This window comes from Streptomyces sp. NPDC090994, assembly GCF_044768905.1.
GTDB lineage: Bacteria > Actinomycetota > Actinomycetes > Streptomycetales > Streptomycetaceae > Streptomyces.
This window is the reverse complement of record NZ_JBIVWS010000031.1, coordinates 26911-41914: the sequence shown is the minus strand read 5'-3', so window position 1 is coordinate 41914 and position 15004 is coordinate 26911. Positions and strand designations below refer to the sequence as shown.

The following is a 15004-nucleotide window of genomic DNA, read 5'->3' as shown; positions in this document are numbered from 1 at the left end:
CCGGCAGAGCGTTCCCGTCTCGCGCCAACTCCCGGTGGCAGCAGCGGGGACGGCGGCTTACGGGCGGACAGCGGACCGCCGCTGACCTCGATGTTGACCTCAAGATTGCTTGAGGTTCTACCGTCTGCGGCATGAGCATGGAGACCACCGCCTGGACCCAGCTGCACAGCGTCCTCAACGCCGAGCGGGACCGCCGCCCCTTCGCCCGCGCCACCCTGCGCCGCATCGGCGCCTTCGCCCGCCCGCACCGCCGCCGGATCACCTGGTTCGTGCTGCTCGGCGTGGTCACCGCGCTGCTCGCGGTCGCCACCCCCGTCCTGGCCGGCCGCGTCGTGGACGCGATCGTGTCCGGCGGCGACGAGCACACCGTCGTACGCCTCGCCCTGCTGATCGCCGCGATCGCCGTCGCGGAGGCGGGGCTCGGCATCCTCTCCCGGAGGCTGTCGGCGCGGCTCGGCGAGGGGCTCATCCTCGATCTGCGGACGGCCGTCTTCGACCATGTGCAGCGCATGCCGGTCGCGTTCTTCACCCGGACCCGTACGGGAGCCCTGGTCTCCCGTCTCAACAACGACGTCATCGGCGCCCAGCGGGCGTTCAGCAACACCCTCTCCGGAGTCGTCAGCAACCTGGTGACGCTGCTGCTCACCCTCGCCGTCATGCTCACCCTGTCCTGGCAGATCACCCTGCTCGCGCTGGTGCTGCTGCCCGTCTTCGTGGTCCCGGCCCGCCGCATGGGCCGCCGGATGGCCCGGATGCAGCGCGAGGCCGCCGCCCTCAACGCCGCGATGGGCACCCGGATGACCGAGCGGTTCTCCGCGCCCGGCGCCACCCTGGTCAAACTGTTCGGCCGGCCCGAGGACGAGTCGGCGCAGTTCGCCGAGCGGGCCCGCCGGGTCGCGGACATCGGGGTGCGCACCGCGACCGCGCAGGCCGCGTTCATCACCGCCCTCACCCTGGTCTCCGCGCTCGCCCTCGCCCTGGTCTACGGCCTCGGCGGCCGGCTCGCCCTGCGCGGCACCCTGGAGCCGGGCGCCGTCGTCGCCCTGGCGCTGCTGCTGACCCGCATGTACGCGCCGCTCACCGCGCTCGCCGGGGCCCGGGTGGAGGTGATGAGCGCGCTGGTCAGCTTCGAGCGGGTCTTCGAGGTGCTCGACCTGAAGCCGCTGATCGAGGAGCGGCCCGACGCCCGCCCGGTCCCCGACGGCCCCGTCGCCGTCGAGTTCGACGACGTCCGCTTCGCCTACCCCTCGGCCGACAAGGTCTCCCTCGCCTCCCTGGAGGAGGTCGCCGCCCTGGACGGCCGGGGCGGCGCCGAGGTCCTGCACGGCATCTCCTTCCGCGCCGAGCCCGGCCGGACCGTCGCCCTCGTCGGCTCCTCCGGCGCCGGCAAGTCCACCGTCGCCCAGTTGCTGCCGCGCCTGTACGACGCCGACTCGGGCACCGTACGCGTCGGCGGCACCGACGTGCGGGAACTGACCGCCGCGTCGCTGCGCGCCACCGTCGGCATGGTCACCCAGGACGGCCACCTCTTCCACGACACGGTCCGCGCCAACCTCCTGCTCGCCCGCCCCGACGCCGCCGAGGCCGACCTGTGGGACGCCCTGGGCCGCGCCCGCCTCGACGGCCTCGTACGGTCCCTGCCCGACGGCCTGGACACGGTGGTCGGCGAACGCGGCTACCGCCTGTCCGGCGGTGAGCGCCAGCGGATGACCATCGCCCGGCTGCTGCTGGCCCGCCAGCGCGTCGTCATCCTCGACGAGGCCACCGCCCACCTCGACAACACCTCGGAGGCAGCCGTCCAGGAAGCGCTCACCGAGGCCCTGGCGGACCGGACCGCCGTCGTCATCGCCCACCGCCTGTCCACGGTCCGCGCCGCCGACCAGATCCTGGTGATCGAGGCCGGCCGCGTCGTGGAACGCGGCACCCACGACGGTCTCCTCGCCGCCGGCGGCCGGTACGCCGAGCTGTACCGCGGCCAGTTCGAGAACCGGCGGGACGACACCGCCCTCAGGGCTTCGTGAGGGTCCGGAACTCGGTGGGCGTCATCCCGGTGCGCTGCCGGAAGAACGCGCTGAAGGCGGTCGGATAGCCGAACCCGATCCGCTCCCCGATGGTGGCCGGCGCCAGCGAGGTGTGGATGAGCAGGCGTTTCGCCTCCAGCAGCACCCGGTCGTCGATGAAGCGCTTGGCGCCGACCCCGAGCGCCGCCCGGGTGGCCCGGGTGAGCGTGCGCGGGCTGTAGCCCAGCCGGGCGGCGTAGTCCTCCACCCGGTGGGTCCGCCCGAAGTCCTCCTCGACCGCCCGCCGGAACCGGTGGAACGGCTCGCTGCCGCCGGGACGCGTCCGGCGGCGCGGGTCGGCGAGGTGGACCAGCCGCACGAGGATCACCGAGAGCAGATCGCGCAGCGTCTCGACGTACGCCTCCAGCGTCAGGTCGCCGAGCCCCGCGTGCTCCTCGACCAGGGCGTCGAGCAGCCGCAGCAGCGCCGCCTGCCGCCCCGGCTCCGGGGTGATCAGCCGGTACGGGACGTGCTCGCCGTCCCGGATCAGGGCGTCCGTCGCGGCGCTCGGGAAACCGGACGGGAACACCAGTACGGTGGCGTCGGCGTCCCCGGGCCCGTCCGGGAACTGGATCACCTGGCCCGGCCACACCCACAGCCAGTCGCCCGCGCCCAGCGTGTACGAGGTGAAGTCCACCGCGCACGCCAGCCGCCCGCCCCGTACCGAAACGACCAGGTGGAAGGCCGGGCGCACCGGCCCGGTGAGCGGGCGTTCCCGCTGGTCGGCGCGGGCGGCGAGGCCCGGCAGGTCGAGCACCTCCAGCCCCGGTGGCCGGCCCGGTGTCGGATGGTAGGACACCGTCGGAACACCGCCCGTCGGACGGCCGCCCGCGAACTGTCCGTTTTTCTTCATCGCGTGCCCGAGTGTATGCCGACCACCCGCCGGGGCCGGTTCTAGGTTGGCGGGAGCCGTCCGAGCCGCAGAGAGGACCGACCCCCATGACCATCGAGTTCGCCACCCGCTACCGCCGGCGCTCCCACATCCCGCCGGAGCCGGGCAAGCCGTACTTCATCGAGAAGGGCATGGGCGACCGCGCCCACCTCTTCACCGACATGTTCACCATCTACGCCGGCGGCGAGCAGACCGAGAACACGTTCAACTTCTTCACCTGCGAGGGCCCCAAGGGCGACATCATCCCCGCCCACTCCCACCCCGACACCTACGAGGTCTTCTACATCACCGACGGCGCCGTGCGGCTGTTCGTGGAGGACCTGGAGGGCGAGCAGTACGAGAAGCTGCTCACCGTCGGCGACTTCGGCTTCGTCCCGAAGAACTGCCCGCACGCCTACCGCATCGAACGCCACCACAGCCGCATCGTCGGCGTGGCGGCCGGACCGGGCGGCACCTTCGAGCGGTTCTTCGAGAACCTCGGCACCCCCACCGACGAACTCTCCCCGCCGCAGCGCCCGTTCGTGCCCGAGCCGCACAAGTTCGGCACCGTGCCGCAGCAGTACGACGTGAACTTCCTGCCCGACCACCAGTGGCGCACGGGAAAGTGAGCAGCGGTACATGAGCACCCCCGGCTACCTCGACGTCCACGCCCACTTCGTCACCGACTCCTACGTCCGCCAGGCCCGCGCGGCCGGCCACGAACTGCCCGACGGCGTGCCCGCCTGGCCCACCTGGTCGGCGCAGGCGCACCTGGAGCTGATGGACCGCTGCTCCATCGAGACCTCGATGCTGTCGATCTCCTCGCCCGGCATCCACTTCGGCGACGACACCGCCGCCCGCCGGCTGGCCCGCGAGGTCAACGAGGACGGCGCCGACACCGTACGCGCCCACCCCGGCCGCTTCGGCCTGTTCGCCTCCCTGCCGCTGCCGGACACCGACGGTGCGCTGGAGGAGATCGCGTACGCCTACGACACCCTCGGCGCCGACGGTGTGGTCCTGGAGACCAACACCCACGGCACCTACCTCGGCAACCCGGACCTGGAGCCGGTCTGGGCCGAGCTGGACCGGCGCGGCGCGGTCGTCTTCCTGCACCCGACCTCGCCCGTGTGCTGGGAGCAGTCCGCCCTCGGCCGCCCCCGCCCGATGGTCGAGTTCATCTTCGACACCGCCCGCACCGTCACCGACCTGCTGATGGCCGGCACCCTCGGCCGGTACCGGAACCTCACGGTGATCGTGCCGCACTGCGGCGGCGCGCTGCCGGTCCTCGCCGACCGGATCAACGGGTTCATGAAGATGTTCATGCCGGCCGGCACCGACGCCCCGGACGCCGTCGAACAGCTCCGCCGCCTCTACTACGACCTGGCCGGCCCTGCCCTGCCCCGCCAGCTCCCCGCGCTGCTGAACCTGGTCGGCACCGACCGCCTCCTGTACGGCAGCGACCACTGCTGGACCCCCGCCGCCGGTGTGGAGGCGCACGTCGCGGGCCTGGACGCGGCCCCCGCCCCCGAGGGCCACGCCGACTGGCGCACCCTCACCACGGCCAACGCCCGCCGCATCCTGCCCCGTACCGCCTGACGTAAGGCACCGCCGTGACCTTCCCCTTCCACCTGCTGGCCCCGCCCGACCCGGCCGCCCTGCCGCTGCCGCACCCGGCCCGCCCCGCCGACGGCGTGACGCTGCTGCGCGGCGCGGTGTACGCCCTCCCCGAGGGGAGCCGCCCGCTCACCGCCGACCTGTGGCTGCCCGAGGACGCCACCGGACCGCTGCCGGTCGTCGTCTTCGTCCACGGCGGCGGCTGGCGGGCGGGACTGCGCGACGACCTCGGCCCCCGCTTCCGCGACTGGACGCCGGGACCCTTCGCCCGGCTCGCCCGGGCCGGGTTCGCCGTCGTCTGCCCCGACTACCGGCTCAGCGGCGAGGCCCCGCACCCCGCCCAGCAGGGCGACCTGGCCGCCGTACTGGCCTGGCTGCGCGCCCGCGCGGGCGACCTCGGACTCGACCCCGCGCGCACCGTCCTGTGGGGCGAGTCGGCCGGCGGACACCTCGCCGCGCTGACCGCCCTGACCCAGCCGCCGGGCACCGTCGCCGGGTGCGTCACCTGGTACGCCCCCACCGACCTGCCCGGCCTCGCCGAGGACCGCCCCGCGGGCACGTACGACGCCCACGACCCCTCCTCCTACGAGGCGCTGCTGCTCGGCGGGCCCCCGGCGGACCGGCCCGAGGCGGCCCGCGACGCCAGTCCGGTCACCCACGCCGGACCCGACGCGCCGCCCTTCCTCCTGCTGCACGGCACCGACGACTCCCTGGTCCCGGCCCGGCAGTCGGTCCGCCTCGCCGAGGCCCTGCGCGCCGCCGGGCACCACCCCGACCTGCGCCTGGTCACCGGGGGCGACCACCTCTGGGTGGGCCTGTCCGACGCGGACGCCGAGGACTGCTACGCCCGCACCCTCACCTTCGCCCGCCGCTGCACGGGCGCCTGAGGGGGCCGTCGGGGCGCGTCACGGGCGGGACTGGCGGGGTTCCAGGTCGAGGAGCAGGGCGCGCAGGTCCCCGGCCAGCCGGTCGCGCCCCTCGACGTCCAGGGCGCGCAGCAGATCGGACTCGAAGGCGTAGTGGCCGTCCAGGTCCCGGTCCAGGTCCGCCACGCCCTCCGGGGTGAGACTCACCAGGGAGGACCGCCCGTCGTCCGGGGAGGCCGTACGGGCGATCCACCCTTCCCGCTCCAGCCGCTTCAGCCGGCCGCTCAGCCCGGCCCCGGAGACCAGCATGGCCTCCCGCAGCCGCGTCGGGGTCAGGGCGTACGGCGGACCGGCCCGCCGTAGCGCCCGCAGGACGTCGAAGTCACCCAGGTTGTTGACGACCATGCCCGGACGCCGGCGCAGCCGCCGGCTCTGCGCCTCCTCGATCAGCTGGGCGAGGCGCTGGACCCGGGCGAGGACCTCACCCGGCGAGACGTCCAGGCGCGGACAGGCCGCCGCCCACTCCCGGGTCGCGGTGTCGACGGCGTCGGTTCCGATCATGTTTCGTTCGCGCCCTTTCCTGTGCTGGGTGCACAAGCTTACCAAGCAGGACCACTCGGTCCACTTGGTTCGCTCGCGAACTACCTATACGCTCGGTGACATGCAAAGTGAAGTCTCCTCACCGGCCGCCCGCGACGCGCTGGCCCCCCGGCGCCGCTCGCCGGGCACCGTGCTGGCCAGCACCAGTCTGGGCACCCTCCTGGTGATCCTGCTGACCTCCGGCCTCAACATCGCCTCCCCCGAGATCCGCTCCACCTTCGACGCGGGGGACACGGCCATCGGCTGGGTCCTCTCCGGCTACACCCTGGCCTTCGCCATGCTGTCGCTGACCGGCGGCGCGCTGACCGACCGGTTCGGGGCGCGGCGGATCTTCCTGGTGGGGCTGGGGATCTTCACCGTCTTCAGCCTCGTGGCCGCCGCCGCCCCCACCGTGAGCCTCGTGGTCGTCGGCACCTTCGGCGAAGGGGTGGGGGCGGCGCTCGTCCTGCCGTCCGCGCTGGCCCTGATCCAGTTCGTGTACCAGGACGTCCCCGGCCGCCTGTCCTGGGCCATCGGCATCTGGGCCGGCGCCAACGCCCTGGGGGCCGCCCTGGGGCCGGTGCTGTGCGGCGCCCTGGTGTCGGTCTCCTCCTGGCGTGCCATGTTCCTGGCCGTCGCCGTCCTCGCCGTCGCCTTCGCCCTGGTGGGGCGGCCCGTACTGCCGCTGCTGCGCGGCGGCGGGGCGAGGCTGGACCTGCCCGGGCTGCTCGTCATGGTGGTGCTGCTCGGCCTCGTGGCCTTCCTCGCGCACGACTGGCGGGCACTGCCGCCCGCGGTCCTGGCCGCCGGCGTCGTCGTCGCCTGCGCGGCGGTCTGGGTCTTCGGCCGGGTCGAGCGGCGCGCACCCGCGCCGATGCTGCCGCTGAGCCAGTTGCGGGACGTGCCGTTCAGCGCCAACGCCGTCGTCACGGTGGTGGGCACCGCCGCCTTCTTCGGCACCCTGTACATCACCAGCATGGGCTTCCAGGACGAGCTGGGCATGACCCCCTTCGTCGCCGGGGTGGCCCTGCTGCCGCTGGCCGGCGGCAACATCGTCGCGGCGCTCGCCGCCGGCCGGATCATCGGCCGCCTCGGTGTGCGGGGCGCGATGATCCTCGGCTCGGTCCTGCTGATCGCCGCCCTGGCCGTCATTCCGCTGGTCTTCGACCACTACGGCGCGCTGGTCGCCCCGCTCGTCCTGATGGGCGCCGGCTGGGGCCTGCTGGTCCCCACGACGTCCGCGGCCGGACTGGCCCGCGCCCAGCGGGGCAAGGAGGGCGTCGCCTCGGGCGTCACCGCGGGCGGCCGGGAACTGGGCGCAGCGCTCGCCGCCGCCGTACTCCTGCCGCTCGGGGTGCGGGCGGGCGTCTGGAGCGCGGCGGCGGTCGGCGCCGTCTCACTGGCCGTGGTGCTCCTCGGCGTCCGCCTGCACGGCCGCTCCGAACCCGGCGCCTGAGCGGCCGGCCGGCCGCAGACGCACCGGCAGCGACTGGTGGCCGTTGCTGATCAGCGAGGCCAGCGGGACCAACTCCTCGGCCGGTACGGCGAGTTCGATCTCGGGGAACCGCTCGAAGAGCTGCCGCAGCACGGTGACCAGCTCCAGGCGGGCGAGCGGCGCGCCGAGGCAGAAGTGCACACCGTGGCCGAACGCCAGGTGGTCCTTGGCCGGCCGGGTGACGTCGAAACGGTCGGCGGCCGGCCCGTGCCAGCCGGGGTGCCGGTTGGCGGCGCCGTACGACGCGAGGATCGCCTCGCCCCGCGCGATCACCTGCCCGTCGGGCAGCGGGATGTCCGCGAGGGCGAACCGCAGGGGGAGGTGTTTGATCGCCGGTTCGTGCCGCAGGGTCTCCTCGACGAGGTCCTCCCAGGTCGCCCGGCCGGCCCGGAGGTGACCGAGCTGCTCGGCGTCGGTCAGCAGGGCCGTGACGGCCTGGTCGATGACGTTGACGGTCGTCTCGTACCCGGCGCTGATCATCAGGATCAGCGTGCCGAGCAGTTCCTCGTCCGTGAACCCGCCGCCGTCGCCCTCCTCGTCCCGCGCGGCGATCAGCAGTGAGGTCATGTCGTCGCCCGGCTCGGCCCGCTTGGCCGCGACCAGCCGCTCCATCGCCGCGTACAGCGAGGCGGTGTTGGCGGCGGCCTCCTCGGCGCTGAGCGTGGTGGCGAAGACCCCGTCGACCAGGGCGCGGAAGTCCTTGCGCTGGTCGACGGGGACACCCATGAGCCGGCCGATCACGGCGATCGGCAGCGGGTAGGCGAGCTGCTCGCGCAGATCCACGACCTGCCCGGCGGGCCGGGCGTCGAGGCCGTCGAGGAGCGAGGTGACGATGGACTCCACGGCCGGGCGCATGGCCTGGATCCGCCGGGCGCCGAAGGCCGGCGCGACCATCCGGCGCAGCCTGCGGTGATCACCGCCGTACGCCGTGAACATGTTGTTCACCGCGACCCACAGGGCGAGGGGCCAGGTGGCGACGGTCTCGGCGAAGCCGGGCCAGTGGGCCCGGCCGTCCTTGGAGACCTGAGGGCTGGTCAGCAGCTGTTTCAGCAACCGCGGGTCACTGACGGACCACGCGGTCACCCCGAGGACGTCCACCCGGGTGGCCGGCCCGCGGGCGCGCAGCGCCCGGTCCTCGGCGTGGTGGTCGGAGGCAGTGGGGTCGAGAACGAAGAGGTTCTGCTCGGACACGGCTTCTCCTTCTGTGGGCGCACAGGCCGGACGTACCCCACCTTTTGTCCACCCACCGGGCGTCCCGTACGCAAGGCCGATTCCGGCCGATCAGGGGCGAACCGGCGGAGGGGTGGATCAGTCGGGAGATGGAGGTTCTGCGCGCGGTTTCACAGGACATGACCGACCGGTGCCCCGGTCTGTGACACCGCGCCTCGCGCCGGAGGGACGTCTGGCCCTGTCGTCGGCCGCTGCCGGGGCCGTTCGGCCCTGTCCGGCCGGGGGGCCGCTCCGCGGATCATGGGGCGGCGGCCGGGAGGCGCCGCGGTCATCCCCCGTCGCGCGGTGTCTCCCGGTCCGTGTGCGACTCGAACGGATGGGGAGGACGTCGTCCCGTGGACGGAACACAGGTGGACCAGGCGGAGCCGGCGGCGAAGGTGCCGGTACGCCCGGCAGCGCGGAGCGCGCGCCGGCCGTCGTGGGTGGAGTGGCTGACGACCACCGACCACAAGAGGATCGGGACGCTGTACCTGGTCTCCGCGTTCGCGTTCTTCGTCGTCGGCGGGGTGATGGCGCTGCTGATGCGGGCCGAACTCGCCCGGCCGGGGCTCCAGATCGTGTCGGGCGAGCAGTTCAACCAGGCGTTCACCATGCACGGCTCGATCATGCTGCTGATGTTCGCCATGCCGCTGTTCACCGGCTTCGCCAACTGGATCATGCCGCTCCAGATCGGCGCCCCGGACGTCGCCTTCCCCCGGCTCAACATGCTCGCCTACTGGCTGTTCCTGTTCGGCTCCTCGATAGCGGCGGCCGGTCTGCTCACCCCGGGCGGCGCGGCCGACTTCGGCTGGTTCCTGTACGCGCCGCTCTCCGACGCCGTGCACTCGCCGCAGGTCGGCGCCGACCTGTGGATCATGGGCGTGGCGCTCTCCGGGTTCGGGTCGATCCTCGGCGCGGTCAACTTCATCACCACCATCGTCTGCATGCGCGCCCCCGGCATGACCATGTTCCGGATGCCGATCTTCACCTGGAACGTGCTGCTGACCGCGCTGCTGATCCTCATGGTCTTCCCGGTCCTCGCGGCGGCCCTGTTCGCGCTGGAGTGCGACCGCAGGTTCGGCAGCCATGTCTTCGACGCGGCCAACGGCGGGGCCCTGCTGTGGCAGCACCTGTTCTGGTTCTTCGGCCATCCCGAGGTGTACATCCTGGCGCTGCCGTTCTTCGGCATCGTCTCCGAGGTCGTCCCGGTCTTCGCCCGCAAGCCGATGTTCGGCTACCTGGGCCTGATCGGCGCCACCATCGCCATCGCCGGTCTGTCGGTGACCGTATGGGCCCACCACATGTACACCACCGGCGGCGTGCTGCTGCCGTTCTTCTCCTTCATGACCTTCCTGATCGCGGTCCCGACCGGGGTGAAGTTCTTCAACTGGATCGGCACCATGTGGAAGGGCTCGCTGTCCTTCGAGACGCCGATGCTGTGGACCACCGGCTTCCTCGTCACGTTCCTGTTCGGCGGTCTGACCGGCGTCATCCTCGCCTCACCGCCGCTCGACTTCCACCTGTCCGACTCGTACTTCGTGGTCGCCCACTTCCACTACACGGTGTTCGGCACGGTCGTGTACGCGATGTTCGCCGGGTTCCACTTCTGGTGGCCCAAGTTCACCGGCAAGATGCTCGACGAACGCCTCGGCAAGCTCACCTTCTGGACGCTCACGGCCGGCTTCCACCTCACCTTCCTCGTCCAGCACTGGCTCGGCGCCGAGGGCATGCCCCGCCGGTACGCCGACTACCTGGCCGCCGACGGTTTCACCGCCCTCAACACCCTCTCCAGCATCGGCTCCTTCCTGCTCGGCATGTCGATCCTGCCGTTCTTCTACAACGTCTGGAAGACCGCCAAGTACGGTACGACGGTGGAGGCCGACGACCCCTGGGGCTACGGCCGTTCCCTGGAGTGGGCGACCTCCTGCCCGCCGCCCCGGCACAACTTCGCCTCCCTGCCCCGCATCCGCTCCGAGGCCCCGGCCTTCGACCTGCACCACCCGGACATCGCCCGCGCCGGGACCGGGGCCGGGGTCCAGGCCGGGACCGGGACGGCGGGCTGAGCCGTGGCCCACCCCGTCCTGGCCCTGGGCCTCGCCCTGGTGACCGCCTCCGGCTGGGTCTGGTACCTGCCCGCCCTCGCCGACGTACGCGCCGGAGCGGACCGGCCGGGCTCCCGGCGGGCCCGGGCGGCGGCCTGTCTGACCGGCTGGGCCACGGCCGCCGCCGTCGCCGCCCTGCTCCCGCTGACCGCGTCCTGGTGGCCGCCCTGTGCGGCGGCCGGGGCGGGCGCGGTCCTGACGGCGGGCCTGTGGGCCCACGCGGCCGTACGGCGCCGGCGCGAGAGCCGGGAGACGGTGCGGCAGTGGGCGGCCCTGACCCAGGGTCCGCCCCCCGCCCCCGGTCCGTACCGTCCCCGGTACCTCTTCGCCGCCCTGCTGGGCACCGGCCTGGCCGCCTCCACGGCGTCGGCGGTCCTGCTGGCCGGCACCGGCCGGAACTGGACGGCGTACCCGGTCCCCGCCGCGCTGACGGCGCTGTTCCTCACCCTCGCGGCCGGCTGGGCGCGCGCGGCCCGCCGAGGGGCGACGACCAGGCGGTGACACCGGCGAAAGCCGGAGGACCAGGGCCGATCGGCCCTGGTCCTCCGGCTTTCGGTCACGGAGACTCGGCACTGGCACGAGCAGCGCGACGCGAGGAGCATCTCCATGGCCGACGGCGAGCAGCCCGGACCCGACCACCCGATCAGGGTCTTCCTGCTGGACGATCACGAGGTGGTACGGCGCGGGGTGCACGACCTGCTGGACGACGAGCCGGACATCACGGTCGTCGGCGAGGCCGCCACCGTGGCCCAGGCCCTGGTCCGCGTCCCCGCGCTGCGCCCCCACGTGGCCGTGCTGGACGTACGGCTGCCGGACGGCGACGGGGTGAGCCTGTGCCGGGAACTGCGCTCCCGGCTGCCGGAGCTGGCCTGTCTGATGCTGACCTCGTTCGACGACGAGGAGGCCCTGCTGGACTCGATCATGGCCGGGGCCTCCGGCTACGTGCTCAAGCAGATCCAGGGCTCCGACCTGGTGTCGGCCGTGCGGACCGTGGCCGCCGGCCAGTCCCTGCTCGACCCCAGCGCCACCGCCCGGCTGATGGCCCGGCTGCGCCACGGCCCGGAGCCGGAGCCCGAGCCCGACGCCCTGCCGGGCCTGACCGGGCGGGAGCGCGAGATCCTGGCCCTGATCGGCGAGGGACTGACCAACCGACAGATCGGCGGGCGGCTCTACCTCGCGGAGAAGACGGTCAAGAACCACATCTCCCGGCTGCTCGCCAAGCTCGGGGTGGAGCGGCGCATCCAGGCCGCCGTCATCGCCACCCAGGCCCAGGACCGACTGCGCCGCGACGCCCGCTGACCCGGCGCCGAGACCTCCGCCGCGCCCGGGTGCGGGGCGAGCCGCTCGGCGGCGTGCTCGACGTCGTCGGCGTGGTCCGGGCTGACGGCGACGACCTTGGTGCCGTTGCGGCGGGTCCCGGAGAGGAAGGGCGCGTCGGCAACGGACCGCCCTTGCCGCGCGCCCGCTGGTACGTCCGCGCCTTCGCCGGGTCGGAGGTGATCTCCGCCCAGGCGGCGACCGGACCGCCCAGGCCCGGTGCCCCGACGCTGACCTGGGCCGGCGCACCCCCTCACCGCGTGCCGCGGGATCCCCTGAGTTCCCGTCCGGTGACCATCTCGGACTCGATCCGGATGAACACCGCGTTCCGCAGCGGCATCCAGGAGGCGGGGCCGGACCGCGACAGCCGTTCGTGCTCGGCGGGGTCGGTCACCAGGGCGGCCCGCCCGGTGACGACCACGCTCCACCCCGACCGGGTCCGGACGTCGAACTCGTCCGCCTCGAAGGCGACCACGACACCGTCCACGGCCCGCACCAGATCCGAGTCGGGCGAGGTGCTCAGCAGCACGGAGGCGTCCGCGTCCAGGGAGAAGTTGACGGGAAGGACCGCGGGCAGTGCCTGCCGGGTGTAGACCACGCGGCCCACCGGCACCTTGGCGAGCAGGCGCAGGCACTCCGGCCGGTCGAGTGCGCCGAAGGCATCGTTCTGGAACATCCGCCCATCGTTCCGGCGGCCACCGCACGCGGGTAGGGCCGGTCGGCCCCACCCCGCCTCGGACGCGGAGCCCCCGGCCCGAGCCCGGCCGCCGACAGCGGTGCCGTACCACTGCGCGCGAGAAGGACGGACAACGTGCCGCCCGCACCGCGGGGTTCCCGGCCGCGCTCGCCGGCCCGGTCCGAAGGGTGCGAGAAGGACGAGGCGGGCGGCCCGCCGGGTTCAGCCGTCCGCCGGTGCCCTTGCCGGGAGCGGAACCGTCCACCGCGCCACGGTCCCGGAGGGCTCGTTCGGCCCGACGGTGAAGTCGCCGCCGAGGTCGGTGGCGCGCCGGCGGAGGTTGGCGAGACCGCTGCGCCGGGTGACGCCGGGGCCGACGCCGGTCCCGTCGTCCGCGACCCGCACCGACAGCCGGCTGCCGTCGGTCTCCGCGGTGACCTCGACGTGCGTGGCGTGCGCGTGCCGTGCGGTGTTCGACAGGGTCTCGCGTACGACCGCCAGCAGGTGCCCGGCGTACTCGTCGGGCACGCAGGTGTCCAGCAGGCCGGTCATCCGCAGGGCCGGGGTGAAGCCGAGCGGGCCTGCGGCCCGGTCGGTCTCGGCCAGCAACTCGGCGCGCAGTCCGCCGCGTCCGCCGGGCCGGTCCCGCTCGCGCAGCGCGTAGATCGTGCCGCGCACCGTCTTGATGGTGTCGTCGAGGTCGTCGACCACCCGCTGGACGCGCTCGGCGGCCTCGGGCCGGTCGGCGATCCGCCCGAGCACCGAGTTGAGGGTCAGCCCGGAGGCGAACAGCCGCTGGATGGCCAGGTCGTGCAGATCGCGGGCGATCCGGTCCCGGTCGGACAGGACCATCAGCCGCTCGGCCTCGCGCCGGTGCTCGGCGATCTCCAGGGCGAGCGCGGCCTGGTCGGCGAACCCGCCGACCATGGCCATCGTGGCGTCGGAGAACTCCGGCCGCCCGGGCAGGTTGGCGACCTGGAGCACACCGCGGGCGTGTTCCTGGTGACCGCCGAGCGGGAGCAGGAACCCCGGCCCCAGTTCGATCCGTCCCGCCGAGCCGCCGCCGTCCTGCGCCTCCTCCGACAGAGAGGCGCTGGCCATCCGCGTGTTGGAGCGGTACACCCGCGCGGCCAGCGTGACCGGCGGCAGCACCAGCCCCCGCACCCGCCCGGCGCCCTCCCCGTCGGCGGCCTCGATCACCAGCCCGTCGCCGCCGTCCAACGGCACCGCGACGGTGACCAGATCGGCCCCGGCCAGCGCCCGGACGGTACCGGCCACCTGGTGCAGCACCTGGTCGGGGTCGGTGCCCGACAGCAGACTGCGGGTCAGGTCGCTGCTGGCCGCCAGCCACTGCTCACGGCGGCGGGTGTCCTCGTACAGCCGGGCGTTGTCGACGGCCACCCCGGCCGCGGCGGCGAGCGTGCGCAGCACCGCCTCGTCCTCGTCGTCGAACCGCGCCCCGTCGCGCTTGTCGGTCAGATAGAGGTTGCCGAAGACCCGGTCGCGCACCCGCACCGGCGTCCCCAGGAACGTGGTCATCGGCGGATGCCCGTCGGGAAAGCCCACGGAGGCGGGGTGCGTCCCGAGGTCGGCCAGGCGCAGCGGCTCGGGCTCCTCGATGAGCAGCCCGAGGATGCCGTGGCCCTCCGGGTAGTGGCCGATCGCCGCGACGGTCCCCTCGTCCATGCCGACCGTGATGAACTGCCTGATCCGCCCTTCCTCGCCGAGCACCCCCAGCGCCCCGTAGCGGGCGTCCACCAGGGTCACCGCGGACTCGGTGATCCGCCGCAGCACCACGTCGAGGTCGAGGTCGGAGCCGATGGCGAGCACCGCGTCCAGCAGGGTGTGCACCCGGTCCCGGGTCGCGCGGACCTGCGCCACCTGGGCCTGCAGGCCCTCCAGTAACTCGTCCAGCCGCAACCGCGGTGCCGCCGGGCCGTCCTTCCGCCCCGCCGCCGGACTCTCCGCCATTCCCGCTCCCTCCGGGAAGGCGCCTGACGTCTTCCCCCCTCGTGCGGGACGGCCCTGTCGGCGCGCGGACAGGCGAACGAGGTACGGCCGTCCCTGGCGCTCAGATCCTATGGCCCCCGGTTCTCCCGCTCGAGGCCGCCCGACCGCGACGGGCGCCGAGCCGCTCCGGCGGTCCGACGCCCGTCGCGTGCGGGAGAACCGACGGCCCCGGTGCCCCGGGGCCGTCGGCTATGTGGTGACCGGG

The 15004-nt window shown here is 73.8% G+C and carries 13 protein-coding genes; 8 read left to right on the top strand and 5 right to left on the bottom strand.

Annotated elements, in window-relative coordinates:
* Window positions 1-137 precede the first annotated feature (137 nt).
* Window positions 138-2021, top strand: coding sequence for an ABC transporter ATP-binding protein (locus ACIQR3_RS35020; RefSeq protein WP_403545219.1), 1884 nt, complete (start codon window positions 138-140; stop codon window positions 2019-2021).
* On the opposite strand, the gene ACIQR3_RS35015 is transcribed toward ACIQR3_RS35020, so the two are convergent.
* Window positions 2008-2913: a helix-turn-helix transcriptional regulator gene (locus ACIQR3_RS35015; protein ID WP_403545180.1), complete on the bottom strand. Its 906-nt coding sequence runs from the start codon at window positions 2911-2913 to the stop codon at window positions 2008-2010. The genes ACIQR3_RS35020 and ACIQR3_RS35015 overlap by 14 nt on opposite strands.
* Window positions 2914-2999: 86 nt before the next feature.
* Here ACIQR3_RS35015 and ACIQR3_RS35010 point away from each other — a divergent pair, with 86 nt between their 5' ends.
* Genes ACIQR3_RS35010 through ACIQR3_RS35000 form a run of 3 tightly spaced genes read left to right on the top strand, consistent with a single transcriptional unit; the run spans window position 3000 to window position 5432 of the window.
* Window positions 3000-3560, top strand: a complete 561-nt coding sequence (locus ACIQR3_RS35010) for a quercetin 2,3-dioxygenase (RefSeq protein ID WP_403545178.1) — start codon at window positions 3000-3002, stop codon at window positions 3558-3560.
* Window positions 3561-3570: 10 nt separating this feature from the next.
* Window positions 3571-4527, top strand: coding sequence for an amidohydrolase family protein (locus ACIQR3_RS35005; RefSeq protein WP_403545176.1), 957 nt, complete (start codon window positions 3571-3573; stop codon window positions 4525-4527).
* A gap of 14 nt (window positions 4528-4541) precedes the next feature.
* Window positions 4542-5432 (top strand): alpha/beta fold hydrolase, encoded by an 891-nt coding sequence (locus ACIQR3_RS35000; RefSeq protein ID WP_403545174.1) that lies wholly within the window; start codon window positions 4542-4544, stop codon window positions 5430-5432.
* A gap of 18 nt (window positions 5433-5450) precedes the next feature.
* Here the strand turns inward: ACIQR3_RS35000 and ACIQR3_RS34995 are convergent, their stop codons facing one another.
* Window positions 5451-5972, bottom strand: coding sequence for a MarR family winged helix-turn-helix transcriptional regulator (locus ACIQR3_RS34995; protein WP_403545172.1), 522 nt, complete (start codon window positions 5970-5972; stop codon window positions 5451-5453).
* 100 nt (window positions 5973-6072) lie between these two features.
* Between ACIQR3_RS34995 and ACIQR3_RS34990 the strand changes: the two genes are divergently transcribed.
* The gene (locus tag ACIQR3_RS34990; protein WP_403545170.1) at window positions 6073-7446 is read left to right on the top strand and encodes an MFS transporter; all 1374 of its coding nucleotides are present in this window, start codon (window positions 6073-6075) and stop codon (window positions 7444-7446) included.
* Here ACIQR3_RS34990 and ACIQR3_RS34985 read toward each other — a convergent pair.
* Window positions 7387-8676 carry a cytochrome P450 gene (locus ACIQR3_RS34985; RefSeq protein ID WP_403545169.1) on the bottom strand — a complete coding sequence of 430 codons (1290 nt, stop codon included), beginning with the start codon at window positions 8674-8676 and terminating at the stop codon, window positions 7387-7389. The two genes, ACIQR3_RS34990 and ACIQR3_RS34985, sit on opposite strands and share 60 nt — an antisense overlap.
* 374 nt (window positions 8677-9050) lie before the next feature.
* Between ACIQR3_RS34985 and ctaD the strand changes: the two genes are divergently transcribed.
* From ctaD to ACIQR3_RS34970, 3 genes are all read left to right on the top strand, one after another.
* The gene (ctaD, locus tag ACIQR3_RS34980; RefSeq protein ID WP_403545167.1) at window positions 9051-10757 is read left to right on the top strand and encodes a cytochrome c oxidase subunit I; all 1707 of its coding nucleotides are present in this window, start codon (window positions 9051-9053) and stop codon (window positions 10755-10757) included.
* Window positions 10758-10760: 3 nt separating this feature from the next.
* Window positions 10761-11297 carry a hypothetical protein gene (locus ACIQR3_RS34975; protein WP_403545165.1) on the top strand — a complete coding sequence of 179 codons (537 nt, stop codon included), beginning with the start codon at window positions 10761-10763 and terminating at the stop codon, window positions 11295-11297.
* Window positions 11298-11402: 105 nt separating this feature from the next.
* On the top strand, window positions 11403-12095 hold the full coding sequence (locus ACIQR3_RS34970) for a response regulator (protein WP_403545163.1): 693 nt from the start codon (window positions 11403-11405) through the stop codon (window positions 12093-12095).
* A 271-nt stretch (window positions 12096-12366) separates the two neighbouring features.
* Here the strand turns inward: ACIQR3_RS34970 and ACIQR3_RS34965 are convergent, their stop codons facing one another.
* Both ACIQR3_RS34965 and ACIQR3_RS34960 read right to left on the bottom strand, forming a co-directional pair.
* Window positions 12367-12789, bottom strand: coding sequence for a pyridoxamine 5'-phosphate oxidase family protein (locus ACIQR3_RS34965; RefSeq protein WP_403545161.1), 423 nt, complete (start codon window positions 12787-12789; stop codon window positions 12367-12369).
* Between the two features lie 222 nt (window positions 12790-13011).
* A complete protein-coding gene (locus ACIQR3_RS34960) occupies window positions 13012-14760 on the bottom strand; it encodes a GAF domain-containing protein (protein ID WP_403545159.1) in 1749 nt (582 codons plus the stop codon).
* Window positions 14761-15004: the final 244 nt, after the last annotated feature.

What these genes read in the sequence shown, in the direction of transcription:
- ACIQR3_RS35020 (WP_403545219.1), top strand. Translation starts at nt 138, where the DNA reads ATGGAGACCACCGCCTGGACCCAGCTGCACAGCGTCCTCAACGCCGAG.
- ACIQR3_RS35015 (WP_403545180.1), bottom strand. Translation starts at nt 2,913, where the DNA reads ATGAAGAAAAACGGACAGTTCGCGGGCGGCCGTCCGACGGGCGGTGTT.
- ACIQR3_RS35010 (WP_403545178.1), top strand. Translation starts at nt 3,000, where the DNA reads ATGACCATCGAGTTCGCCACCCGCTACCGCCGGCGCTCCCACATCCCG.
- ACIQR3_RS35005 (WP_403545176.1), top strand. Translation starts at nt 3,571, where the DNA reads ATGAGCACCCCCGGCTACCTCGACGTCCACGCCCACTTCGTCACCGAC.
- ACIQR3_RS34995 (WP_403545172.1), bottom strand. Translation starts at nt 5,972, where the DNA reads ATGATCGGAACCGACGCCGTCGACACCGCGACCCGGGAGTGGGCGGCG.
- ACIQR3_RS34990 (WP_403545170.1), top strand. Translation starts at nt 6,073, where the DNA reads ATGCAAAGTGAAGTCTCCTCACCGGCCGCCCGCGACGCGCTGGCCCCC.
- ACIQR3_RS34970 (WP_403545163.1), top strand. Translation starts at nt 11,403, where the DNA reads ATGGCCGACGGCGAGCAGCCCGGACCCGACCACCCGATCAGGGTCTTC.
- ACIQR3_RS34965 (WP_403545161.1), bottom strand. Translation starts at nt 12,789, where the DNA reads ATGTTCCAGAACGATGCCTTCGGCGCACTCGACCGGCCGGAGTGCCTG.
- ACIQR3_RS34960 (WP_403545159.1), bottom strand. Translation starts at nt 14,760, where the DNA reads ATGGCGGAGAGTCCGGCGGCGGGGCGGAAGGACGGCCCGGCGGCACCG.